General features: G+C 36.5%; 21 protein-coding genes. 3 read left to right on the top strand and 18 right to left on the bottom strand.

Translation table 11 applies throughout. The annotated features are described in order from the left end of the window. Positions 1 to 125 precede the first annotated feature (125 nt). The 3 genes from pepT to proS all read right to left on the bottom strand — a co-directional run bounded on the left by pepT (position 126) and on the right by proS (position 3,742). Positions 126 to 1,352, bottom strand: coding sequence for a peptidase T (pepT, locus tag BXY64_RS05985; RefSeq protein ID WP_120239000.1), 1,227 nt, complete (start codon positions 1,350 to 1,352; stop codon positions 126 to 128). A gap of 137 nt (positions 1,353 to 1,489) precedes the next feature. Then, complete coding sequence (locus BXY64_RS05980; RefSeq protein ID WP_120238999.1) at positions 1,490 to 2,173, bottom strand: hypothetical protein; 684 nt, start codon at positions 2,171 to 2,173, stop codon at positions 1,490 to 1,492. A gap of 93 nt (positions 2,174 to 2,266) precedes the next feature. Then, positions 2,267 to 3,742, bottom strand: coding sequence for a proline--tRNA ligase (proS, locus tag BXY64_RS05975; RefSeq protein ID WP_120238998.1), 1,476 nt, complete (start codon positions 3,740 to 3,742; stop codon positions 2,267 to 2,269). Positions 3,743 to 3,842: 100 nt separating this feature from the next. Here proS and BXY64_RS05970 point away from each other — a divergent pair, with 100 nt between their 5' ends. Continuing rightward, positions 3,843 to 5,381 carry a hypothetical protein gene (locus tag BXY64_RS05970; RefSeq protein ID WP_120238997.1) on the top strand — a complete coding sequence of 513 codons (1,539 nt, stop codon included), beginning with the start codon at positions 3,843 to 3,845 and terminating at the stop codon, positions 5,379 to 5,381. Positions 5,382 to 5,487: 106 nt separating this feature from the next. Continuing rightward, a complete protein-coding gene (locus BXY64_RS05965; RefSeq protein ID WP_120238996.1) occupies positions 5,488 to 6,996 on the top strand; it encodes an OmpP1/FadL family transporter in 1,509 nt (502 codons plus the stop codon). A gap of 107 nt (positions 6,997 to 7,103) precedes the next feature. Here BXY64_RS05965 and cysN read toward each other — a convergent pair whose 3' ends face one another. From cysN to BXY64_RS05925, 9 genes are all read right to left on the bottom strand, one after another. Continuing rightward, positions 7,104 to 8,375 carry a sulfate adenylyltransferase subunit CysN gene (gene cysN / locus BXY64_RS05960; protein WP_120238995.1) on the bottom strand — a complete coding sequence of 424 codons (1,272 nt, stop codon included), beginning with the start codon at positions 8,373 to 8,375 and terminating at the stop codon, positions 7,104 to 7,106. 81 nt (positions 8,376 to 8,456) lie between these two features. Next, on the bottom strand, positions 8,457 to 9,362 hold the full coding sequence (gene cysD / locus BXY64_RS05955; protein WP_120238994.1) for a sulfate adenylyltransferase subunit CysD: 906 nt from the start codon (positions 9,360 to 9,362) through the stop codon (positions 8,457 to 8,459). Between the two features lie 322 nt (positions 9,363 to 9,684). Further along, the gene (locus BXY64_RS05950) at positions 9,685 to 10,524 is read right to left on the bottom strand and encodes an enoyl-ACP reductase FabI (RefSeq protein ID WP_110361964.1); all 840 of its coding nucleotides are present in this window, start codon (positions 10,522 to 10,524) and stop codon (positions 9,685 to 9,687) included. A 118-nt stretch (positions 10,525 to 10,642) separates the two neighbouring features. Further along, complete coding sequence (recN, locus tag BXY64_RS05945) at positions 10,643 to 12,298, bottom strand: DNA repair protein RecN (protein WP_120238993.1); 1,656 nt, start codon at positions 12,296 to 12,298, stop codon at positions 10,643 to 10,645. Positions 12,299 to 12,367: 69 nt separating this feature from the next. Continuing rightward, a complete protein-coding gene (gene porD, locus BXY64_RS05940) occupies positions 12,368 to 13,267 on the bottom strand; it encodes a type IX secretion system protein PorD (protein WP_120238992.1) in 900 nt (299 codons plus the stop codon). A gap of 58 nt (positions 13,268 to 13,325) precedes the next feature. After that, entirely contained in the window at positions 13,326 to 13,928 is a 603-nt protein-coding gene (locus BXY64_RS21525) for a phosphopantothenoylcysteine decarboxylase domain-containing protein (protein ID WP_245996638.1), read from the bottom strand. Positions 13,929 to 13,972: 44 nt separating this feature from the next. Continuing rightward, a complete protein-coding gene (locus tag BXY64_RS21520) occupies positions 13,973 to 14,530 on the bottom strand; it encodes a flavoprotein (protein WP_245996602.1) in 558 nt (185 codons plus the stop codon). 66 nt (positions 14,531 to 14,596) lie between these two features. After that, entirely contained in the window at positions 14,597 to 14,932 is a 336-nt protein-coding gene (locus BXY64_RS05930) for a DNA-directed RNA polymerase subunit omega (RefSeq protein WP_054721395.1), read from the bottom strand. A 23-nt stretch (positions 14,933 to 14,955) separates the two neighbouring features. Further along, complete coding sequence (locus BXY64_RS05925) at positions 14,956 to 15,759, bottom strand: outer membrane protein assembly factor BamD (protein ID WP_120238991.1); 804 nt, start codon at positions 15,757 to 15,759, stop codon at positions 14,956 to 14,958. A gap of 168 nt (positions 15,760 to 15,927) precedes the next feature. On the opposite strand from BXY64_RS05925, the gene BXY64_RS05920 reads away from it, so the two are divergent. After that, positions 15,928 to 17,178, top strand: coding sequence for an aminotransferase class I/II-fold pyridoxal phosphate-dependent enzyme (locus BXY64_RS05920; RefSeq protein WP_120238990.1), 1,251 nt, complete (start codon positions 15,928 to 15,930; stop codon positions 17,176 to 17,178). A gap of 289 nt (positions 17,179 to 17,467) precedes the next feature. Here the strand turns inward: BXY64_RS05920 and trxB are convergent, their stop codons facing one another. From trxB to BXY64_RS05890, 6 genes are all read right to left on the bottom strand, one after another. Further along, positions 17,468 to 18,460: a thioredoxin-disulfide reductase gene (trxB, locus tag BXY64_RS05915; protein ID WP_211334415.1), complete on the bottom strand. Its 993-nt coding sequence runs from the start codon at positions 18,458 to 18,460 to the stop codon at positions 17,468 to 17,470. A gap of 245 nt (positions 18,461 to 18,705) precedes the next feature. Beyond that, complete coding sequence (locus BXY64_RS05910) at positions 18,706 to 20,610, bottom strand: pyruvate carboxylase subunit B (RefSeq protein WP_120238989.1); 1,905 nt, start codon at positions 20,608 to 20,610, stop codon at positions 18,706 to 18,708. Positions 20,611 to 20,662: 52 nt separating this feature from the next. Continuing rightward, entirely contained in the window at positions 20,663 to 20,851 is a 189-nt protein-coding gene (locus BXY64_RS05905) for a hypothetical protein (RefSeq protein ID WP_110361970.1), read from the bottom strand. 39 nt (positions 20,852 to 20,890) lie between these two features. Continuing rightward, a complete protein-coding gene (locus BXY64_RS05900) occupies positions 20,891 to 22,447 on the bottom strand; it encodes an acyl-CoA carboxylase subunit beta (RefSeq protein WP_110361971.1) in 1,557 nt (518 codons plus the stop codon). A 1,011-nt stretch (positions 22,448 to 23,458) separates the two neighbouring features. Next, positions 23,459 to 24,082, bottom strand: coding sequence for a DUF6266 family protein (locus BXY64_RS05895; RefSeq protein WP_120238988.1), 624 nt, complete (start codon positions 24,080 to 24,082; stop codon positions 23,459 to 23,461). A gap of 65 nt (positions 24,083 to 24,147) precedes the next feature. Then, positions 24,148 to 24,375: a hypothetical protein gene (locus BXY64_RS05890; protein WP_147375912.1), complete on the bottom strand. Its 228-nt coding sequence runs from the start codon at positions 24,373 to 24,375 to the stop codon at positions 24,148 to 24,150. Positions 24,376 to 25,184: the final 809 nt, after the last annotated feature.

Below are 25,184 nucleotides of genomic sequence, written 5' to 3'. Positions count from 1 at the left end.
GTATGTCTAATATCAAAGCTTAATAGGATGATCTTTTTAATGATTTGCTCACTTAAATTTAACAATTATTCATATGCAAAAAAAGGCAACCTATTGGCTGCCTTTCTATAAATAATGAGTCTTATTTATCTTTTCGAAATCATCTCTACAATTTTCAAAATTACATCCACTGCTTTTTCCATTGATTGAACCGGAACATACTCGAATCTACCATGGAAATTATGCCCTCCTGCAAAAATATTCGGACAAGGCAAGCCCATGTATGACAATCGGCTTCCATCGGTACCTCCACGAATTGGAATCACCATTGGAGAAACACCAACTTCTTTCATGGCTTCTTCCGCAATATCAACAATATACTTCACAGGCTCTACCTTTTCGCGCATGTTATAATACTGATTGGTCATTTCAAGCGTAACTGTTCCTTCCCCTAATTTCTGATTATATTCTGCACACAAATCTTCAATGAGCTTCTTGCGAGCTTCGTAATTGGTCATGTCAAAATCACGAATGATATACTGAAGAGAACTGCTCTCCACTCCGCCATTCATAGCAATTAAATGATAAAAACCTTGATACCCTTCGGTCTTTTCAGGAACTTCATCCTTTGGCAAACAAGCAGCAAATTCATTTGCAATGCTCATGGAATTGATCATCTTGTCTTTTGCCATTCCTGGATGAACATTTCGTCCCTTAAAGGTAATTTTAGCAAAGGCTGCATTAAAATTCTCGTACTGCAACTCACCTATTTCTCCACCATCTAATGTATATGCGAAATCGGCTCCAAATTTCTTAACATCAAAAAAGTCTGCTCCTTTTCCAATTTCCTCATCTGGAGTAAAACCAACATGCACAGGACCATGCTTAATTTCAGGGTTCTTAGCCAAATATTCAACTGCTGTTATAATCTCGGCAACACCGGCTTTATCATCGGCACCAAGTAAGGTTGTACCATCTGTTGTAATTATAGTTTGACCTTTATAATTTGTCAATTCAGGAAAATCAGCCACTTTCATTACGATATCCTGCTCCTTATTTAGAACGATATCCATGCCATCGTAATTTTCCAGAATTTGAGGTTTTACATTCTTTCCAGAAAAATCAGGACTTGTATCCATATGAGCAACGAAACCCACTTTAGGAACTTCTTTATCAATATTCGAAGGAAGAACTCCCATTACATATCCATTCTCGTCAACACTTACACTTTCCAATCCAATTTCTTCCAATTCTTTTGCCAGCTCTTTTGCTAGAACCATTTGGCCTGGTGTACTTGGTGTCAAACCTGTCTCTGTATCCGATTCGGTATCGAATTTTACGTATTTTAAAAATTTATCTACTACAGTATTCATTGTTGTGTATTGTTAATAGTATAAGTCTCACCCTCAGGTAAAATAAAACGCTTCAAAAAATTGAAGCGCCTACAATATTACTAAAATGATCCTTTAATATGAATTCATAACTTATAATTCTTAATTCATAATTTTCTTTAAACGTCATCCGATTTAAACTGAAATCCCAATCGTTTACCAGTTTGGATTCTTGCATTCTGCATTTTTTCAAAGATTTGTGCTACCGACATAATCTTAACATTATCATATGGTGGAACCAACAAGTCAAAATTTAAGGAGTAATTGATAGCCGTTTCAACAATTCTTCGTAAACTTTCTTTTGTCGCCATGCTAGCTGATAAATCTGTTTGCAAGAGCCCCATTTGTCTCTTTCCTTCTACGATATAGTGCTTTTCGCGATTGATAAAAATACGAGCTACCAAATAACCTAAATCATCATAGCGAGTGTACTTAAACGAATCGTAAAGAAAATTGTAAATATTAATGATTCCAGAATAAGCATTATCCGGATTTGTTCTTACATAGTTTTGTTCCCAAACATTGTGATCTCGATTAAATTGAAAAACGTTGGTATGCAAACTAAATATCAAAATATCAGATGCTACTTTTATTTGAAACTCAAACTCACCCCTATCTTCATATCCCAATTGTACCTTTTCGTCTGCATCTTGTAGCTCTGCATTATACTCAAGTACCAAACCTTCCAAAACATCTCTTAAATCTTCAAATATTTCTTTTGTGTTCTGATAAACTTGTTGCTTTAAGGTCGCTTTTTCACGAATCGTATTTAAAATGGCTGTCTTAGTATTCAATATGTTCATTGTATAGTTGTTTAAGGTAATTTTTAAATATACAAAAAAACAGTCACCGAAATTTCGATGACTGTTTTTATTATGATTGTATTGTATACTTTCTTAGTACGCTTTCGCAAAAACAACACGTCTTTTTGAAGGTTTTCCTGTAACCATACATACCCCTTCTTCCTCTTCTGCATCGAAAGGAATACAACGGATGGTTGCTTTGGTTTCATTTTTAATTTGCTCTTCCGTTTCAGCTGTTCCATCCCAGTGAGCAAGGAAAAATCCAGTTTTTGTTTCCAACAACTCTTTGAATTCATCATATGAATCAACCTTAGTTGTTTTCTCAGCTCTAAAATCAAGTGCTTTCTGGAAAATATTAGTTTGAATTTCTTCTAATAATTTCTCAATTACCTCTTCGATACCTTCAATTGGAAGAGTTTCCTTTGATAAAGTATCACGACGAGCCAATTCGATTGTTCCATTTTCCAAATCACGATTTCCAATCGCCAAACGTACAGGTACACCTTTCAATTCGTACTCGGCAAATTTCCATCCTGGTTTGCGGTTATCGCTATCATCAAATTTCACAGAAATTCCCATCGATTTAAGCTTCGCAACAATTGGATCTATTTTAGCAGCAATCTTCTCTAACTCTTCTGCTTTTCTGTAAATTGGTACAATTACAACCTGAATTGGAGCCAATTTTGGAGGTAAAACCAAACCATTATCATCAGAGTGAGCCATAATTAACGCTCCCATCAAACGAGTTGAAACTCCCCAGGAAGTAGCCCAAACGTAATCCTCTTTTCCTTCCTTGTTCGCAAATTTCACATCAAATGCTTTTGCAAAATTTTGTCCCAAGAAATGAGAAGTACCTGCTTGTAATGCCTTTCCATCTTGCATTAATGCTTCAATACAATAAGTATCCAAAGCACCTGCAAATCTTTCCGACTCTGTTTTATGACCTTTCAATACTGGAACTGCCATAAAGTTCTCAGCAAAATCGCCATAAACATTAATCATTTGCTCAGTTTCCTGCAATGCTTCTTCCTTAGTAGCATGAGCAGTATGCCCTTCTTGCCATAGGAATTCTGCAGTACGCAAGAACAAACGAGTACGCATTTCCCAACGCATTACATTTGCCCATTGGTTACAAAGAATAGGAAGATCTCTATAAGACTGAATCCAGTTTCTATATGTGTTCCAAATAATGGTTTCCGAGGTAGGTCGGATAATTAACTCCTCTTCTAATTGAGCATTAGGATCAACAACTACACCTTTCCCATTGGGGTCATTTTTCAGACGGTAGTGGGTTACAACTGCACATTCTTTTGCAAATCCTTCTACGTGATCTGCTTCTTTACTCAAGAATGATTTTGGGATCAATAATGGAAAATATGCATTTTGATGACCGGTATCCTTGAACATCTTGTCCAATTCTGCCTGCATGTTTTCCCAGATTGCATAACCGTAAGGCTTAATAATCATACATCCTCTCACAGCAGAATTCTCTGCTAGATCTGCTTTCATTACCAGATCATTATACCACTGCGAATAATTTTCGCTTCTGCTCGTTAAAACTTTTGCCATTCGATATAGTTTTGGTATAGTATTTGCTACTTTTAGGCTGAATAAAATTCAATACAAAAGTATAAAATTATCTTATATATTCATTATTGGAGGACTTACGATGAAAACCTATTTCAAAATTCTATTAATTTCTGCCCTGTTTGCAACAGGATGTTCGCCTTCATATATGGGAACTTCCCTTTATGACGACGATATTTACTATGACCCAAGCGATGCACCTTTGATTGTGCAAAAAACTGAAAGCAAAACTGTGATTGCAAAAAAAGACAATCCACTAGCACCTGCTCAAGAAAATCAAACAAAAGTAGTACCAGAAACTAAATCAAGTATTGCTCCTGTTGATGATCGTGATTTTTCTGAAATTCAAAAGCAGTATGCTGCGATTCTTCAAAACGATTCAATTGGCAATGTTGACACATTGGTTTATCAAGCTGAAGAAGCTGGTTATTATTATGGTGGTTTCACAGGATCTGAAAGCGACCGTGAAGAAGCTGAACGATTAAGAGCGATGTATCCGCAAGGATTCGGCTATACCGATGGTAGTGGTTATAGTTTAGCCATGTGGTTGGCTGGAGATTCTGATTGGAATGTATATGTTGATGGAGATAAAGTTTGGTGGACTCCAACCTGGAGCAACTATCGCTTTTATAACTCTTACAACTTCCATACTATGAAATATGGCAGCTTCTTTGCCTATGACTATAGTTACAGATATTTTTATCCGAGTTGGGGAGTTAACATTAGTTGGGATCCTTGGTATTGGGATCTGAATTTTGGCTGGAATCATCATTACCCTTATTATGGTGGTTATTACTACCCATATGGTCATTACTACGGGTACTATGGTCACCACCACCATCACCACCACTATGCAGGACATTATGATGGGCACTACGGAAGAAATATATATCATGGAAGAAGAACTGCAACAGGATCTCATGTTGGAACCTCTTCCTACACAACCAACAGAAGTTCTAATGCAAATGTAACAAGAAGAGCAAATGCAAGAACTAATGTTAATAGAACCGGAACAAACAGAACTACGAGTAACAGAACCAGTAATGTGGCAACAAGAAGATCTGCAAATTCATCATATGCTGCAGATGTAAGAAGAACCAGAGCTGCTTCAAGATACAGTTCTGCAAACCGAAGTGCATACAGTAATCGCTCTAACACTACTAGAAGAACATATAATGGTACAAATCCAAATACAAGAAGAAGTGTAAGTAGCACAACTACTAATTCGAGAACTCGTTACGGTACACAAACAAATAGAACAAGAAGATCTGGCAGCACGTATTCGAATACAACAAGAAGTAGTTCACCTAGCTATAACAAAACAAGAACTGCTACTCGACCTACTTATAACTCTACAAGAGGATCACGAAACTCGAGCTATTCAAACAGATCTGCAACAAGATCTTCATATTCCAAAGTGAGAGGTAACTCCAGAAGCTCAAGCAGAGGAAGCTCTTACCGATCGTCGAGCTCTAAATCCAATTCTTCACGAAGTAGTACTTACAGATCTTCAAGCAGCGGATCAAGATCGTCAGGTAGTTCTGTACGTTCATCAAGTGGTACTTCCAGATCATCATCTGGTGGTTCCCGATCAACATCAGGTGGATCAAGAAGAAGATAAAACAGATAGGGAAACAATCCTCCAGTTTCCCTATACTAGTAATACAACTATAATTTAATTAGTACATATTTTCCCAATATGGGTTCTAATATTAAAACCTAAAATTATGAAACGAATATATATTCTCATCTCATTAATAATCATCGCAGGAGCTACATATGCTCAGACAGCCGATGATGCATTACGCTACTCTAAACAGTATTTTAACGGAACAGCCAGATCTGCTGCAATGGGTGGTGCTTTTGGAGCTTTAGGTGGAGATTTTACAGGCATCGCTATTAATCCCGCAGGATTAGCGGTTTACAGAACTTCAGAATTCACTTTTTCATCAAATCTTAATTTTAATGACGCCAAAAGCTTAAACCTACAGACTAAAACCAGTTTAAACGAAGATAAATATTCATTCGGCATTTCGAATATTGGATATGTATCAACTAACAAACCCAGAATAGAGTCAGAAGGAGGTTGGCAGAACTTCAACTTTGCAATTGGATACAACAAACTGAATACTTATAGAAAAAATGCAAGATCAAATGCCCCCGAAGCTCCTACTTCACTATTAGATGTAATGGTGAATAATTCAAATGGCATAAGTCCTAATTCTCTAAATTCATTTCGAGAGTTTTTAGCTTATGACACATATCTAATTGATGTTGTTGAAAATACTAACAATGAATATGAAGCTATAACCAGTGAAATTTTAAATCAAGCACAAACCATTGATGAAAAAGGATATGCTGGTGAATTCCTTTTGGCTTTTGCTGCCAATTACAATCACAAATTATACATTGGGGGTTCATTAGGAATTCAATCCATATACTACAAATCAACCAAAGCTTTTTCAGAAAGTATTTTATCAGATAGTGATTCTGATTTTAACGATTACACTTTTGAAGAATCATTTAAGTCATCAGGTGTAGGTGCTAATTTTAAACTAGGTGTAATTTACAAGCCAGAACAATGGCTTCGTCTAGGAGCATCTATTCATACGCCTACCTTCTATTCTTTTGATGAAGACTACCATAGTTCAATGGCTTCGAACTTTAATACGGCTGACGAGAATGGTGATTCGAGTTATTACTCCCAATCACCTGAAGGTAAATACTCTTATAAATATCGTACGCCTTTAAAAGCTACCTTTAGTGCAGCTTTGGTTTTGAAGAAAAGATTAATTCTAAGTGCAGATTATGAGCTTATTGATTACTCAAAGGCAAAATTTTATGATGGAGATGATGGTGAAGATTTTAACGGCACTCCTGGAAATCCGGATACCAATGACATTATTAAAGCCAGCTACCAAAATACAGGCAATTTACGAACTGGATTAGAGTTTCGAGCAACACCTAACTTTAGCCTTCGCGCCGGATACGCAAAAATGGGTAATTCATTTAAAGTATCAGGTGTTGATGATGGATTTGATGTATTCTCAGGTGGTTTCGGATTCAGACAAAACAATTTCTTCATGGATTTAGCTTATAGCTATGCTGATGTAGAAAACCAGTTTGTATACTACTCTTATTCTGATCCTAATCCTGATTTCTCCTTCTCTTCAGATCAAATAAAAGAGAATAATAAAAAACATGAAGTAAAAGTAACTTTTGGATTTAAGTTTTAATCCTAACACTACTACAAGATAAAGGTGGCATAAAGCCACCTTTTTTTATGCATAAAAAAAGCTGATACCTATAAGATATCAGCTTTATATATTTTAATTTCGAATGCTTACAAAATCATACCTGCAGCAACAGTTTCGTTGGTTCCTTCATCAATCATGATAAAACTACCAGTAATTCTGTTCTCTTTATATGAATCAACAAATAAAGGTTTAGCAGATTTGAAAGTAATACAAGCAATGTCATTTAATCCTACTTGTTTATCATCAGTAACCTCTTCCAAAGTATTAACATTCACTTTGAACTTTACGTCACGAACCATACATCTTGCTTCATTAGAAGTATGCTTGATGGTGTACTTACCACGAGGCATCATAGCTCGTTCATTCATCCAGCAAATCATTGCTTCAACTTCCTGCTCTACCTTCGGAGCATTCTCAGCAGAAACAATCATATCACCTCTTGATACATCTATATCATCAGCTAAATTTAGTGTAACTGATTGTGGAGGGAATGCCATATCTAATTCTCCATCGAAAGTATCAATTGATTTTACAGTTGTTTCCAATCCCGAAGGCAATACTTTCACCTTATCACCTGGGCGGAAAACCCCACTTGCAACACGACCTGCATAACCTCTGTAGTCATGGTATTCATCAGACTGAGGACGAATTACATATTGTACAGGGAATCTAGCATCTTGATGGTTTCTGTCATCAACAATTTCGATTGTTTCCAAAAGGTTTAATAAAGTCGCCCCCTGGTACCAATCCATATTTTCTGAAGCATCCACAACATTATCACCAAATTTTGCAGAAATTGGAATAAAGCGAACATCCTCAATATTTAATTTCTCAGCAACCTTTTTGTAGTCTTCCTTGATTTTGTTGTATGTCTCTTCAGAGTAATCAACCAAATCCATTTTATTGATACAAACAATAATGTGAGGAATTTGTAAAAGGTTAGCAATATAAGAGTGACGTAAAGTTTGTTCAATTACACCATTTCTTGAATCAACCAAAATTAAAGCTGCATTTGCTGTAGATGCACCAGTTACCATATTTCTGGTATACTGAATGTGACCTGGAGTGTCTGCAATAATAAACTTACGTTTTGGAGTAGCAAAATATCTGTAAGCAACATCAATTGTAATCCCTTGCTCACGCTCTGCTCTTAATCCATCGGTTAACAAGGCTAAGTCAACTTCCTCGTCACCTCTTTTTTGGCTACTAATTTCAATAGCTTCCATTTGATCTTCGAAAATGGCTTTACTATCGTATAATAATCTACCGATAAGAGTACTTTTACCATCATCTACACTACCTGCAGTAGTGAATCGTAAAAGCTCCATATCTAAATATCCTGATGTTTTATCTGACATATCAATTTTTTTAGCTGTTAGCTTTTAGCTCCCAATAACTATCGGGATAGCATTTAGCTTAAACTCTTAACTTATACCTGTTTAGAAATAACCCTCTTTCTTACGATCTTCCATTGCTGCTTCAGAACGCTTGTCATCATGACGAGTTCCACGCTCGGTAGTTCGAGATGCTGCTACTTCCTCAATAATATCTTCCAAACTATTCGCTTCCGATTCTACTGCACCTGTACATGTGGCATCACCAATGGTTCTAAAGCGAACAATTCTTTTTTCAACCGTTTCGGTATCACGCATTGGAATAAAATCAGATACTGACAATAAATTTCCATTACGCACGAATACATCACGTTCGTGAGAGAAGTAAATATTTGGTATTTTAATATTTTCCAGATAGATATATTGCCATACATCCATTTCTGTCCAGTTCGAAATAGGGAATACTCTAAAGTGCTCTCCCATGTGCTTCTTGCCGTTGAACAGGTTCCATAATTCTGGACGTTGGTTTTTAGGGTCCCACTGTCCAAATTCATCACGATGTGAAAAGAAACGCTCTTTTGCTCTGGCTTTTTCTTCGTCACGACGACCTCCACCCATAGCACAGTCTACTTGTAAATCTTCAATTCCGTCAAGAAGAGTAACAGTTTGCAATTTGTTTCTACTTGCATCAAATCCTGTTTCTTCAACTACTTTTCCTTGATCAATTGAATCCTGAACATAGCGAACGATTAAACGAGTTCCTGTTTCATCCATCAACTCATCACGAAACTGAATCGTTTCTGGAAAGTTATGACCTGTATCGATATGCATTAAAGCAAATGGAACTTTTGCTGGTGCAAACGCTTTACGTGCCAAGTGAAACATTACGATGGAATCTTTTCCTCCTGAAAATAACATCACAGGATTTTCAAATTGAGCAGCAACCTCACGAATTACGAAAATAGATTCCGCCTCAAGTTCTCTTAAATGATTAATATTGTATTCCTTCATTCGAAAATAATTTATTTACTTCTCTTCTTACCCAATGGGTGTGTTCTAAGTCCGTTCAAGTCTCCCTTCACATATTCTCAAGTGTATTTCTACACTTCAAAAAATCTCTACATCAATAATTTCATTAGCAACGGCTTCAATCTATTATTGGGCTATCAAAACAGTTATTTCCTCTATGCTTTACCAAGCTTCAGAAAATTAAAGGCAAATGTACATATTATCACTAGATTTTAAAAATCTATTCAATCTATATAATTCACCATCTAAGCAAAAAAAATCCGAGCTTTACAACCCGGATTTTAAAACAATTATAATATTCTTGTTACTCACAATCATCACAAGTTTTAAAACTCTTGTTGTATTGGCTCATCGCTCTATAACTCATACCCATACTAGAAAACCCTCCATCGTGGAACAAATTCTGCATGGTTACTTTCTTCGTTAAATCAGAGAACAAAGTAATACAGAAGTTAGCACACTCTTGAGCATCTGCATTACCCAGAGGAGACATTCTTTCAGAGAAATCAATCAGAGAATCGAATCCTTTTACACCACTACCTGCTGTTGTAACAGTTGGCGACTGAGAAATGGTGTTCACACGAACGCGTTTCTCACGACCATAAATGTAACCGAAACTACGAGCGATAGATTCTAGCATTGCTTTTGCATCTGCCATATCGTTATACTCATACATGGTTCTTTGAGCTGCTGCGTACGAAAGCGCAACTACTGATCCCCATTCGTTAATAGCATCTAACTTTTTAGCCGATTGCAATACTTTATGGAATGATGTTGCTGAAACATCTAAAGTTTTCTTAAGATATTCATAATTTAAGTCATCGTAAGAGTGTCCCTTACGAACATTTGGAGACATACCGATAGAGTGTAAAACGAAATCGACTCTTCCACCCAACACTTCCATTGATTTGGTAAATAATTCATCCAAATCTTTAGGGTTGGTTGCATCGGCAGGAATTACCTCTGCATTGCATTTTTTAGCCAATTCATCAATGGTTCCCATACGAATTGATACAGGTGTGTTGGTCAAGACGATTTCAGCACCTTCTTCTACAGCCAATTCTGCAACTTTCCAGGCAATCGACATTTCATTCAATGCCCCGAAAATAATCCCTTTTTTTCCTTTTAATAAATTATACGACATAACTTGAAATTTTCAATTTTTCAGGCTGTAAAGATAACCATTAATTCTTATAATGATTCTAAACAAGCCTATTAATTAAGACTGAATAAATTCTTTAATTGAAATTTCAAATAAATATCTAACTATCTAGCAATACTTTAGCGTTTTCCAAAGCAGCTTTCGTCAGATCTGCTCCACTTAGCATTTTTGCTAGCTCTTCTATACGTTTTGGTTTGTTCAGAAGTACGATATTTGAATAGGTTTCATGCTCATCGTCGGCTTTATAAACCTTGTAATGATATTTTCCTTTTCCAGCTATTTGAGGCAAGTGTGTGATGCTTATTACCTGAATATTTTCAGCCATTTGATTCATCATAGAACCCATTTTATCTGCAATTTCGCCCGACACACCAGTATCAATTTCGTCAAAAACAATAGAAGGTAAAGCAGTTGAAGATGATATTAAATACTTAATACTCAACATTAGTCGAGACAACTCTCCCCCAGAAGCAACACGCTGTACTTCCTCTAAACTACCATTCTTATTGGCACTAAATAAAAAGGTTACTTTATCGGCTCCTAATTGCTGAAATTCTTCGTTATTGATGATTTGTACTTTAAAATTAGCATTAGGAATTCCTAGTAATACAAGTTGATTTACAATTGTTTTTTCAATTTTGGGGATCGCCTTCTTTCTACTATTCGAAAGATTATCAGCAGTTTTCTGCAATTTTATCTTTTGCACAGTCAATTGTTCCTTCAAATCTTCAATTAATTCATCACTCGACTCAATTTTCCCAACTTTTTCTTCTAACTCTTCACGAATTTGAATCAATTCCTCGACAGAATCGACACGATGCTTTTGTTGCAAAGAGTAAATCGTATCCAAACGTTGATTTAAAAAATCGATTCTTCCATTATCGAATTCCACCAATTCATTACTTCTGTCTAACTCTTGAGACAGATCTTGCAACTCTATTAGTGAACTGTCCAAACGTTCAAAATAAGAATCTGCATCAGCAAATACTCCTTGAATTTTAGAAATTGCACTTCTGGCTTCTTTTATTTGAGAAATTACAGATGATTCGCCTTCCGACAAAAATCCATATGCCTGATACAGTCCTGATTTAATTTCCTCGGCATGATTTAGAGTTTCTAACTCCTCCTCCATCTCTTTCTGTTCCCCTTCAACCAGATTGGCTTCGTTAAGCTGCTCCAATTGAAACTGGAAATAATCCAAATCAGCCTTTTCCTTAGCGGCAATTTCCTCCTGATTTTTTAACTCTTTTCTTAGGTCTTGGTATTTCTTGAAGGATAGTTGATATTTTGCAAGTAAAGCTGCATTCCGGGCATAAGTATCAACAATACCTACTTGATATTCGAAACTTCCTAAAACAAGATTTTGGTTTTGGCTATGTATATCCACCAAACATACACCAAGCTCTTTTAATGTTTTTAAGTTTACAGGAGTATCATTTACGAAAGCACGCGTTTTTCCACTAGGTAAAATTTCGCGACGAATTATGGCCTCCTTTTCGTAGTCCAATTCATTCTTTTCGAAAAACTCCTGCAAATTATACTTTTCAATTGAGAATGAACATTCAATAATACACTTCTTCTCTTTATCCTTCAGCACACTTCCTTCTGATCTCTGGCCTAAAACCAAAGATAAAGCTCCTAGTAAAATGGATTTCCCAGATCCGGTTTCTCCTGTTATTACAGAAAATCCATCCGAAAAATCGATTTCCAACTGATTAATTAAAGCAAAATTCTGTATCGATATTGATTGAAGCATAATCTCAAACTAAAATTATTATTTGTAACAAAAATAAGGATTAGAGAATAACCAATTCAAAATCCTCTCCTATTTTTGTCCTATAATTTTTTTGTACTTTTTGATATTTGCCGGATCTATTTCACTAAGAATATTATAGACCCTTTTTTTCTCATCTGTAAATGATTCACTAAAGATATTTACCAATTCGTCAGCCTTGGCATCGAAAAATATGGTAAGAATAAAGGCTCCGGGCTTCGCTCGATAGGCTTTTTGCATCAAGCGTAAACTCTCGGCAATTTCGGCTCTTGCTTCCGTCAAATGATCTGCCATTCGATCTAATCCCAACCTGTGGTATCGATACAAACACTCACGAACCGGACTATATGCATTGTTAAGAATATTTTCGATTAACCAATATCTATTATCTCGACTTTCATATGCTTTCCAACCCGTAGTATTTGAATTCTGCATTTTACTCACGATGGTTTCAGCTTTAGCAAAATACGGTGCTCCACCATCCATCGCAAAAGTATCATAATCCAAACCTAATATAAGGTAGGCATAATAAGCCAAAAGCCCTGTTAATTCCGAAGGAGTAACTGTTTCGTTAAAATCCAGAGATTGATACTCAACATATTTAAACTGAACATCGTCATCTTTAAAGTTTAGCATCACCGTATTATAAGAGGAATTATAAACTGGTCTGCTTGCTTGAACTTGTAAACTTCCGCGAAATTCATCTGCTGAAATTTGTTCCGTAAGATTAAACATGAAAGTACATTCAATTCTCTCATCGTAACTGTACACATGGTTTGTCCATTTACGAGCATTCATAAACTCGTTAATGGCAGTTTGCATGGTTCTAAATACTTGCTTATTGGTACCTTGAATTTTCTGACTAACCACTTGAACATTGCATCTGAATTCTTGTGAAAACAAAGGAATTGAAAACAATGTTATAAATAATACTAGAAAGAATTTACGCATAATAATAAATCAAAAGTTCACAGCTAAAGTTAAAAATTATAACGAAACAGATGCCAACTTATTTCTCATAAAACTGAATTAATTCTTCTACGATATCTTTAGCAACTTCTGTCTTAGGTTTCAATTCGAATTTTTTAGCTGAACCTTCATTATCGATAATCGATATTTTATTGGTATCATGCTGAAAGCCTGCTCCCGAATCATTCAAAGAATTGAGTACAATAAAATCCAGATTTTTCTTTTCTAGTTTTAATTTTGCATTAAATTCCTCATCATTAGTTTCGAGCGCAAAACCAACAAGAAATTGATTTTTAGCTTTTATTTTTCCTAAAGATGCTGCAATATCTTTGGTAGGTGTTAATTCGATAGAGTAATTCTCTTTTCCACGCTTTACTTTTCTATCTTCGGGATTTAAAGGAGTAAAATCGGCTACGGCAGCCGTCATAATCCCACCATTACAGTTAGGGTAATTATCGATAGATGCCTGATACATCTCTTCTGCAGTTACAACATCAATTCTATTGACATTTGGATGCTTTGTTTTTAAAGCTGTTGGCCCACTCACCAAAACGACATTTGCACCATTTTCAGCTAATTCTTCAGCAATGGCAAATCCCATTTTTCCTGATGAAAAATTACCAATAAATCTAACTGGATCAATTTTTTCGTAAGTAGGCCCTGTTGTGATTAAAATCTTTTTATCACTTAACTTTTTTTTTTATCCTCAAAGAATTGGCTTAATTTCTGAGCAATTATCTCCGGCTCTTCCATTCTTCCTTTTCCGTACAATCCACTTGCTAATTCGCCACTCGATGGCTCTATAAATGTATCGCCATATGATCTAAGTATATCCATATTGCGAAGCGTTGCAGGATGTTTAAACATATCCAAATCCATCGCTGGAGCGTGTACAACGGGACATTTTGCCGACAAGTAAGTTGTAAGAAGTAAGTTATCACAAATACCGTGTGCCATTTTGGCCATAGTATTTGCGGTAGTTGGTGCAATAATCATCACATCTGCCCAAATCCCCAGATCAACATGACTATTCCAAGAACCATCATCATGCTTAAAAAAATCAGACAATACTGTATTCTTAGATAAAGTAGCCATAGTTACTGGTGAGATGAACTCCTTCGCATATGGAGTCATGATAACCTTAACATTAGCACCTTCTTTTACTAGCAAACGAACCAAAGAGGCTGCTTTATATGCTGCAATGCTAGCAGTAATACCTAAAATTATATTCTTATCCTTTAACATAAACTATTTCTAAAAAATAAAAAGTTCCCTTTTTATTCAAAAGGGAACTTGACCATTATTTACTAATTAGTCTTCTGATTTTTGTTCTTTAGAAGGATTTCTATAATAGATTTCTCCATTAATGAATTCCTCAACCGCAATCAATGTAGGTTTTGGTAATCTCTCATAGTATTTCGAGATTTCAATTTGTTCACGGTTTTCAAACACCTCTTCCAAGTTATCTGTATAAGAAGCAAATTCTTGCAATTTCTTATTCAGCTCACTTTTCAGCTCAACAGCAATCTGGTTTGATCTTTTAGCCATGATCATTACAGATTCATAAACATTACCCACTTCTTTGCTCAATTCGTTCATATTGCGAGTAACTGTAGAACTTGCTGCATTTGTTTTTTTATAATCCATACTGTGTAAGAATTAGATCTATTTTAATTATTTATATTAAACTTACTTAAATATGCTTCGATATCCTCTAGCATTTTTTCAGCACGCTTCATGTGCTTACTTTCAGGGTATTCATCAACAAATGCATAATATTCTTCTTTTGCATTGTTGTATCTTTCTCTTTGTTTCGAAGGTATACTCTTAAAAGCCAACTGATGCTTTGATTCTAAAAGCATAAACATTAAATCTTCTCTGTGTGACGAACCAGGGTAGTCTTTAATACTATTTTGAAGTGCAATAATTGCCGAAGGATATCTCTCTCTATCGTAATAATTTCTTGCACTCAAATAAGACTTATAAACCAATTTATCCTGCATTTCATCTATATATTCGTTACACTTAGGAATTCTGGTTGAGTTTGGATATCGGTTAATATACAACTGAAATGCATCAATAGCATCTTGCGTTGGTGTTTGATCCAATCTCGGTTTTGGCGATTCTAAATAGTAACAATATGCACTCATATATAAGCACTCCTCTGAATATGGACTATCAGGAAATGTTTTCAAAAAGTTTCTAAAAAAATATCCAGCACCAATATAATCTCCCTGCCCATAAGAGCAATAAGAAATGTAATAACTTATGGTTTCTGCTTTACTTGTTCCTCTATAAATAGGAAGCAATTCTTCAAACAAAGTGGCTGCTTTTGCATAATCTTCCGAACTGTAATATTCAACAGCTTTTTTGTATTTCAGAGAGTTATCGGAACTTTTCAGTAACTTTTGATACTCGCTACATCCTCCTAAAACGAAGGCGAAAAGCACGAACAGTAAGACAATTTTTCTCATAGGCCTTGCTACTATATTTTTTTGCATTTTGCAAAGATAAAGTTTTCATATGAAATATAGCACACTTTCTCGTGTATATTATACAATTCTTTATAATTTATTGGTTTGAACCCAAAAAAGATTACTTTTGCACAGTTACAAAGAAAATAACTCAAAAAAGCATAAATCGTGGATATTTTTGACAAAATTAAAACCCAAAAAGGGAATATTGGGCAATACGCAAAACAAGCTCATGGATATTTTGCTTTCCCTAAATTGGAAGGTGAAATTAACTCAAGAATGAAGTTTCGTGGGAAAGAGGTGTTAACATGGAGTTTGAACAACTATATTGGTTTGGCAAATCACCCGGAAATTAGAAAAGCTGATGCAGAAGCAGCTGAAAAATGGGGATTAGCATACCCAATGGGTGCTCGTATGATGTCGGGACAAACAAGCCTCCACGAAGAACTAGAATCAAAACTTGCTGAATTCGTAGGAAAACCAGATGCTTTCCTTTTGAACTTTGGATACCAAGGAATGGTTTCTATTATCGATGCTCTTGTTGGTCGTCACGATGTAATTGTTTACGATTCAGAATCTCACGCTTGTATCATGGACGGTCTTAGACTTCACCCTGGGAAGCGTTTCGTTTATCCTCACAACGATATGGATAATCTTCGTAAAGAACTAGAACGCGCAACCAAATGGGTTGAAAAAACTGGTGGTGGTATTCTTGTTATTACCGAAGGTGTTTTCGGTATGGCAGGTGACCTAGGTAAATTGGATGAAATCTGTGCAATGAAAGATGATTTCAATTTCCGTTTATTGGTTGATGACGCTCATGGATTCGGTGTAATGGGTAAAAATGGTGCTGGTGCTATTGAACACTTTGGTGTTGAAGACAAAGTTGATCTTCACTTTAGTACTTTCGCAAAAGCTATGGCTGGTATCGGGGCATTCATCGCATGTGATGAAGAAGTTGGTACTTACCTAAGATACACTATGAGATCTCAAATTTTTGCTAAATCTCTTCCAATGCCTATCGTTGAAGGTTCATTGAAGCGTTTGGATATGTTGAAAACAATGCCAGAACTTCGTGAAAAACTTTGGTCTGTTGCAAATACTCTTCAAACTGGTTTAAAAGATGCTGGTTTGGATATTGGTGTAACTGAATCTCCTGTAACTCCAGTTTATCTTTCTGGTAGTGTAGCAGAAGGAACTCAGGTTACTATGGACTTAAGAGAAAATTATAACATTTTCTGTTCTATCGTAGTTTACCCAGTAATTCCAAAAGGACAGTTATTGCTTCGTTTGATTCCAACCGCAATGCACTCTCTTGAAGATGTTGAGTACACAGTTAACGCATTTAAGGATGTTGCTCAGAAATTGAAAGACGGAAAATATAGTAAAGATAAATTTGCTGATGTATTCAAGCAGTAATCTTACTATTACTATGATATTAAAAACGACATTCGAAAGGATGTCGTTTTTTTTTATCAATAATATTCCTTTATACTTTTTAAGGCAAAATGCACCGCCATTAATCAGGGATAAACTTCCCCAGCAACGAGGGGTTAGCATCCCCTCGACCGAGCAAGAGTCCTCCCCTCGAGCGAACGAGTAACATCCCCTGGAGTGAGGGGAAGCCTTCCCCCACAATAAGAAGTCTCAATACAATAAAAAAGCCCAACTCTTACAAGTCAGGCTTTACTATATTTTTAAAATAAACTTACTCTCTTTCAGCTAAAAATCTCTCAGCATCCATAGCAGCCATACACCCAGATCCTGCTGATGTAATAGCCTGACGATAATGAGGATCTTTTAAATCTCCGGAAGCAAATACACCAGGAACATTTGTTTTGGTTGAATCTGGCTCTGTGATTACATATCCCTGATCATCTGTCTTTAGGTAATCAGCAAATACTTTTGAGTTTGGTGTGTGACCAATTGCAACGAAGAACCCATCAATTTTAATATCCACTTCTGCTTCATCAGCCTCTCCCATTCTCTTGATAAGCTTGGCTCCTTCTACAACTCCATCGCCATATAATTCTTTAGTATTGTGCTCAAATAAAACCTCGATATTCTCTGTTTTAAAAACACGATCTTGCATGGCTTTTGAAGCTCTTAAAAATGGCTTACGAACAATTAAATATACCTTATTACACAAGCCAGCAAGATAGGTAGCCTCCTCGGCAGCAGTATCGCCACCTCCAACTACAGCTACATCTTTTCCTCTGTAAAAAAAGCCATCACAGGTAGCACAAGCCGAAACACCAGAACCCATGTACTTTTCTTCAGTTGGGAAACCAAGATATCTTGCAGTTGCTCCCGTTGCCAAGATAACCGACTCCGCTTCAATCACCTTTTTCTCATCAACTACAACTTTGTGTGGATATATCGAAAAATCAACAGCCGTAACCAAGCCCCAACGACAATCTGTACCAAAGCGTTCTGCCTGCTTTTTTAAATCTGCCATCATATCAGGTCCTGTTACTCCTTGAGGATAACCAGGGAAATTATCTACTTCGGTAGTAGTTGTTAACTGACCACCTGGCTGAAGACCTTCAATCACAACAGGATTTAAATTTGCTCTAGCAGCATAAATTGCCGCAGTATAACCAGCTGGTCCAGAACCAACGATTAAACATTTAACTTTCTCAACATCACCTTCAGGGACAACAGGTGATTTTTCGTTTAGGTTCATTGATTTAAATTCCATGTATGTTTACCTATTCTGTTTCTAAATAATAATTGGACAAACAAATCTACAAAAATATCCAGATAATTAACTGTATTCATCAATAGAAAGATTAAATCACTGAATCAATTTTATCTAATGATCATAGTCGTTTGTTTAATCAATCAGAAAAACACGAGATTAGCGATCAAGAGTTTACAAAAGGGCAAAAAAATACCCCCTGAATATCTTCAGGGGGCCATAAAAACTCAATAATTAAATAGTCATTAGGCTTTTGGCTCTACTACTAAAAGTAAATCACCTTTAGCAACAGAATCGCCAGAGTCACATTTAATTTCTTTTACAATACCTTCAGCTTTAGCATCAAGATTATTCATCATCTTCATCGCTTCAAGTACTACTAATGTATCTCCTACTTTAACTTCATCGCCAACTTTAACTTTGCACTCAACAATCATACCTGGGATTGGTGCAACAACACTACCTGTTGCAGTTTCGTCAGCGGCAGATTCTTTTTTCTTACGACCTTTGAATTGAGGTGCTGCAGGACCGTTAGGGTCATTAATTTCAACAGTAAATGTTTCGCCATCAACTGTAACCTCAAGCTCACGACCAGCTCCTTTTCCTTTGGAAGTCAATTCTCCAGAAAGTGCTTTTCTAATCAACTCTTGCTCTTTCTCAACTTCAGCCATGGTTTTAGCTTTTACATCAGCTGGAACTTCTTCCATACCATACTTCCATTTCAAGAAACGCTTACCAGTTACTGGGTAAAGTGCGCATAATACTTCGTCATCGATATCTTTTGCAAGATCACCAAACTCAGCTTTAACATCTTCCATTTCCGGCTCAAGAATAGATCCAGGACGAGCTGTAATTGGCTCTTCACCTCTTGGGTAATCCTTCAATGCTTTCTTCTGTACCTCAGGATCGATTGGATGAGTTGTTTTACCATACAATCCGTAGCAAAGGTCTTTTACCTCTTTAGTAATCTGTGCATATTCTCCTTCGTAAGAATCGAACAATACATTATTAACTGTCTGTACACCAACAATCTGAGATGTAGGAGTAACCAATGGAATATTACCTAGTTGCTTACGTACTTTAGGAAGCAAACGGAATACTTCAGGAAGTTTATCCAATGCATCCATAGCTTTCAACTGGTTCACCAAGTTAGAAAGCATTCCTCCTGGAGTTTGGTGCAACAATACGTTGATATCAGTTGTAGCATACTTAGGATTGTTATCTAAGTGCTTATATTTAGGGATGTATTTCTCCATCTCTTCAGCAATAGCATTAATCTTGTTAATGTCCATTCCTGAATCACGGTTAGTTCCCAATAACGACATGATCAATGGCTCAACAGCAGCATGAGAAGTACGGTAAGCATAAGGTCCGATACAAGTATCAACGATATCTACACCTGCTTCAATTGCTTTGAAAATAGCCAAGTCACCCATACCCGAAGTAAAGTGAGTGTGCAAGTTAATTGGTGTATCAGTGAATTTCTTGATTTCACGTACCAAGTTGTAAATATCGTAAGGAGCAACCAAACCAGCCATATCCTTAATACAAACAGAATCAACACCAAACTCAATCAAATCTTTTACTTTGTTGATGTAGTATTCCATGTTGTATACTTCACCACCTAAACGAGGTTGGTTCAAAGTATAACACACAACACCTTGTAAGTGCTTCTTGTTATCCTTAATAACTTTAGCTGCAGTTTCGAAGTTTCTGAAATCATTCAAAGCATCGAAACAACGGAAAATATCCATACCGTTATCAATAGAACGCTGAACGAAAGCTCTTACTACATCATCAGCATAGTTACGGTATCCTACTACATTCTGCCCACGAAGAAGCATTGAAAATGGAGTTTTAGGCATGTGCTTTTTCAACACTCTTAAACGCTCCCATGGATCTTCACCTAAGAAACGGTGCATAGTATCGAAAGTTGCACCTCCCCATGTTTCAACAGCATTATAGCCTGCATCATCGATCATTTCTGCAACTGGCAGCATATCTTCTGTACGACCACGAGTTGCGAAAAGCGACTGGTGTCCGTCACGTAAACTTACATCATTAATTTTAATTGGATTCTCTGCCTTTGGACGATCTTTGTCAAAGTTCAGTTGGGCCATTTCTAAAACCCCGTGTTTATCGAATGTCATCTTTTTATCTTTTTTTGAATTAATACTTTTCCCAATGCATCAGGAAAATAAATTATGCACTTCGTAGACTTCGACCACGAAGTTGTACTACCTTACGTTTGGTCATCATCATTTTAATGCCAGTACGTGACCAAGAACTACTATTTGAATTTTCAACCTTCAATGCTTCAGCTTTTTCTTGCTCAACATAGTGAGCAACTGCTATAGCCACTGCTTTTTTAATCTTCTCTTCTCGTGTCATAATTATTTGGTATTAATAATTAACTTTTTAAAATCTTTCTTACAATGGAATATTTCCGTGTTTCTTAGCTGGTAATACCTCTGCTTTAGTCTTCATTGCATTTAATGCGTCAATCAAACGAGCACGAGTTTCGCTAGGAAGGATTACATCATCAATGTATCCGCGCTGAGCTGCCAAGTAAGGAACGTTAAATGCGTCTTCGTATTCCTTAATCTTCTCATCAGTCTTAGCTTGCTTATCGTCAGCAGCAGCAATTTCTTTCTTGTAAGATGAGATAACCTCTACAGCACCCTTAGCACCCATTACCGCAATTTCAGCAGTTGGCCAAGCAAATACCATATCAGCTCCTAATGGCTTAGAACACATTGCCAGGTAAGCTCCACCGTAATCCTTACGTGTTACAACAGTAAACTTGGGTACAGTAGCTTCAGCATAACTCCAAAGTAACTTTGCACCGTGGCGGATAATACCTCCTAGCTCTTGCTGTACTCCAGGAAGGTATCCAGGAACGTCAACAAATGTTACCATTGGTATATTGAAAGCATCACAAGTACGTACGAAACGAGAAATCTTATCAGATGCATCGATATCTAAACAACCTGCCTGAATTAATGGCTGGTTTGCGATGATACCAACTGATTGGTTATCTAAACGACCAAAACCGATAATTGCATTTTCTGCATAATGCTCGTGTACTTCGTAGAATTCTCCCTGGTCAAGTACCGATTCAATAACAGCCTTCATATCGTAAGGTGTTTTTGCATCATCAGGAATCATTGTATCCAATTCTTCACAAATACGCTGAGGATCGTCACCCATTGCCAACTGTGGAGTTTCTTCCAAGTTATTGTTTGGCAAGTAGCTTAACAAATCGCGAATTGCTTCAATTGTTTCTTCATCAGTATCGCAAGCGAAGTGAGCATTACCACTCTTAGCGTTGTGGGCCATAGCTCCACCCAACTCTTCGAAAGTAGTCTCTTCACCTGTAACTGTTTTAATTACGTATGGAGATGTAATAAACATGTGACTCTGTTTTTTAACCATGTAAACAAAGTCAGTCATAGCTGGAGAATATACTGCACCACCAGCACAAGGACCCATAATTGCAGAAATCTGTGGAACCACACCCGATGCTCTTGAATTACGCATAAAAATTTCACCGTAACCTTTCAATGCATCAACACCTTCTTCAACACGTGCTCCACCAGAATCATTCAATCCTACAACAGGAGCTCCAGCGCTAACAGCCAAATCCATAACTTTACAGATTTTTGCAGCGTGCATTTCACCTAAAGATCCTCCTCTTGAAGTAAAATCTTGAGAATAAGCAAATACTGTTCTACCATTTACTAACCCATGACCGATAATAACGCCATCAGCTGGAATTTCAGTATTTTCGAAGCCAAAGTTTGTACAACGGTGTTCCACAAACATATCCAATTCTCTAAAACTTCCCTCATCAAAAAGCAAGTCTATTCTCTCTCGTGCGGAAAGCTTACCTTTATCGTGCTGCTTGGCAACACGAGCTTCCCCGCCCATCATTTTAACTTCTTCTCTTTTTTTCTTTAAGAGATCTAACTTTTCAGATACCTTCATCTTTAATATTTATTTTCAAGTAATTTGCTAAGAAAATCTCAAGGAATTTCTATATATACTTCAATTGCTATTCAATTCTTCTTTTAATTCTTATCCCTTTAATTGAGCAGTTAATCTTTACATCAATTAATAAAGTCTGTATTTAAATCTCAATCCCCTTTAAAGAATTATTTCAATATTGATGGACGAATATAAATACTTTCATTGTAGATAAGAAACTGTTTAAAAACAGCACTTTCCAGCGTAAACGTTTGAATATCAAACCTAGCTAAAAATCAATACTTATATCAATCTGTTTTCCAGATTATTAATCACAATTAGTTGTTTTTTTCAAATTTTGTCAAAAAATCGCTAGAAATATTGTACAACATATAAAGAGCAAGTTTTAAAATGACAAAAGCCATCAAACGAAAACCCAACAAGCTTTTCTACGAAGCAAAAATGCATATTAATAAACTATCTATCAATAGGTATAATTACCCAATCGCTTCAAAATACTAATGATTTTTTTATACATATCAACTTCATTCTTTTATGCATTTTAAGCCATATAGATAAAAAAGAAATTTCATCAGCTTAATTGAAATATCATTGTTTATGATTAGCGAGAAGGACATTCTTAACTTAGAGAATAAGTATCCAGAAATCCTTATAATTCAAAGTGTAGTTATAAGGAATTATTTCTTTAATATAAAACGATCTTTTACTATACCACGCAACATTAATCTCTTTTAGCAAACTTTTTGCAGGATGATTTTCATAAACTATATTTGTTGTTCTATTCGGGGCGTAGCTCAGCCAGGTTAGAGTACACGTCTGGGGGACAGTGAGCTATACATACACAATCTCTCGGCATGACCAGTAAACATGGGGTTTCTAAAATTTGAAATTTGTTTGATTTCTGCTTAGGAGCAACATGGGAGCCACAAAAGTGATATACATTTTCTTCGAAAAACAAAAAGCTGCTACGAAAATCGCAGCAGCTTTAAGCACCCTAAAATTACTTGACTTTTAAGTCACATTAACCATCTGGTATTGGTCCAAAGAGTATTCGTCAGCTTCAGCTGTTCCAAAGAAAGCATAAATGTGAGTTGCACCAGGATCCACCGGAAGAGTAATCTCTGCAGATTGATCAGACCTTGCTGCAGTGGAATGAATCATATGAACCTTTGAGTCACTCATTACAAGCAAATGTAATTTATCGTCAGCATTCCCAACTCCAGTAGTGCTTTCATCCTTCCAACTCATCTCGATTCCTGATGACACTTCAGCATCATCCTGGATGGTAAGATTTGAAGGCAAACTCAAATTACCCACTGATGCTCTAAATTGAGAGAAGTTTGATAAATCTCCCGTTTCATCAAAGGCAGCAATGTTTGTTTTCACAAACAAATTGTAGCCGGTCATTTTTCCTGCTGAAAGATTCCAGACAGGACGAATGAGTGTTTCCAATAAAGAAGAGGCAAAACTTACAACAGCTTTGAATCTGCTGCGTTGCTTTTGTTGCCCTTCCGTATTCGATGCATTCGGACCTGGTAGTGACTTGATGTAATTCACCCCTTTCCAACTGCTACCTACTACTGAGCCCACTTTCCCCGTAAATGGCCCCAGGATTCCTTGATTGTATTTCCCCATGATTAAAGGTTTTGGTTAGTATTGCATTAATAAACATAGAATTGAGACAGATACAGACTTGGTCCCTAGGAGGTATTAGGCTGTTTCTTTCTCTCATCCAATTTTTTCCACCAGCGCTTTAACAAGGCCACAATAATGGTTGAGATGGCTCCACCAATAACAGAAATTAGTGCTTCCGCGCTGTCAACGGGTACTTCCTGTACAGCTTGAATATTAGGACTTCCCATTCCCAATGATTCTGCTACTCCCATTGTGGATAAAGTGCCGATTACAAATGATGATATCTTATTCATATGATGATGATTTGGTTAGTACTTATAACAAACTTATGTATCTTTCCAAGAGAAAGCCAAACCAATAGACTGATTTACTTCAACTTGCACCAACATGCTTTAAATTAATATTTGGGAGGAGAAATCATCCAGAGTTTTTGCTGCTATCTGATAAGCATCCAATCATTATCCGGAATGCGGGTGAGATGTCAAGCTTTTTGATGGATTTTTTATGCCCAAGAAAATTGTTTGGATCAAAAAATCCATCAAAACTTTGTATAAGCTTGACTTGTTGGCTGAATTGCAAAATTCAAGCGGGGTAAACATTTGATATTGGGACGAAGAGAGGAAATATCTTTGTTTATCAGGGAGGAGGAAAAATTCAAAGGACAATGATCTGTAAACAATTATCAATTCTTCCTGCACAACATTCCATCACTCATTAAAATGCTTGCTTTTTAAATGGGTGGTGGTGGGGTTTGTGGTGGTTGGTAGCGGCCTATAATACAGAGTGGCGAGCCGCCCGCGAGTGGAAGGGTGTGACTGGCAAGTAAAACAGAAACTGGTTTTCTGTGATTGACAGCCAGCAGTTTTTGGCGGCTTTTTTGAAGCGGTGTTGGATGTTGCCGGGTGAAGCATCGGGTTGGTTGTTTTTGAATGCTTCGAATGAAATGTATGAGAAAACAATTGGGTTGGAGGTGCTTGACCCGGGTGAATAGGTTAAAGTGCTTTGAAGTGGTATAAAATTTTGCGAGTAAATGACAGTTCTTTTTTTTTGCCTCTCTCCATCTCTATTTGAAATTGCCTTTATTTTACTGGGAATGCAAAAT

Origin of the sequence: Marinifilum flexuosum, from assembly GCF_003610555.1 — a bacterium.
GTDB lineage: Bacteria > Bacteroidota > Bacteroidia > Bacteroidales > Marinifilaceae > Marinifilum > Marinifilum flexuosum.
This window is presented reverse-complemented; position numbering and strand designations above follow the sequence as displayed.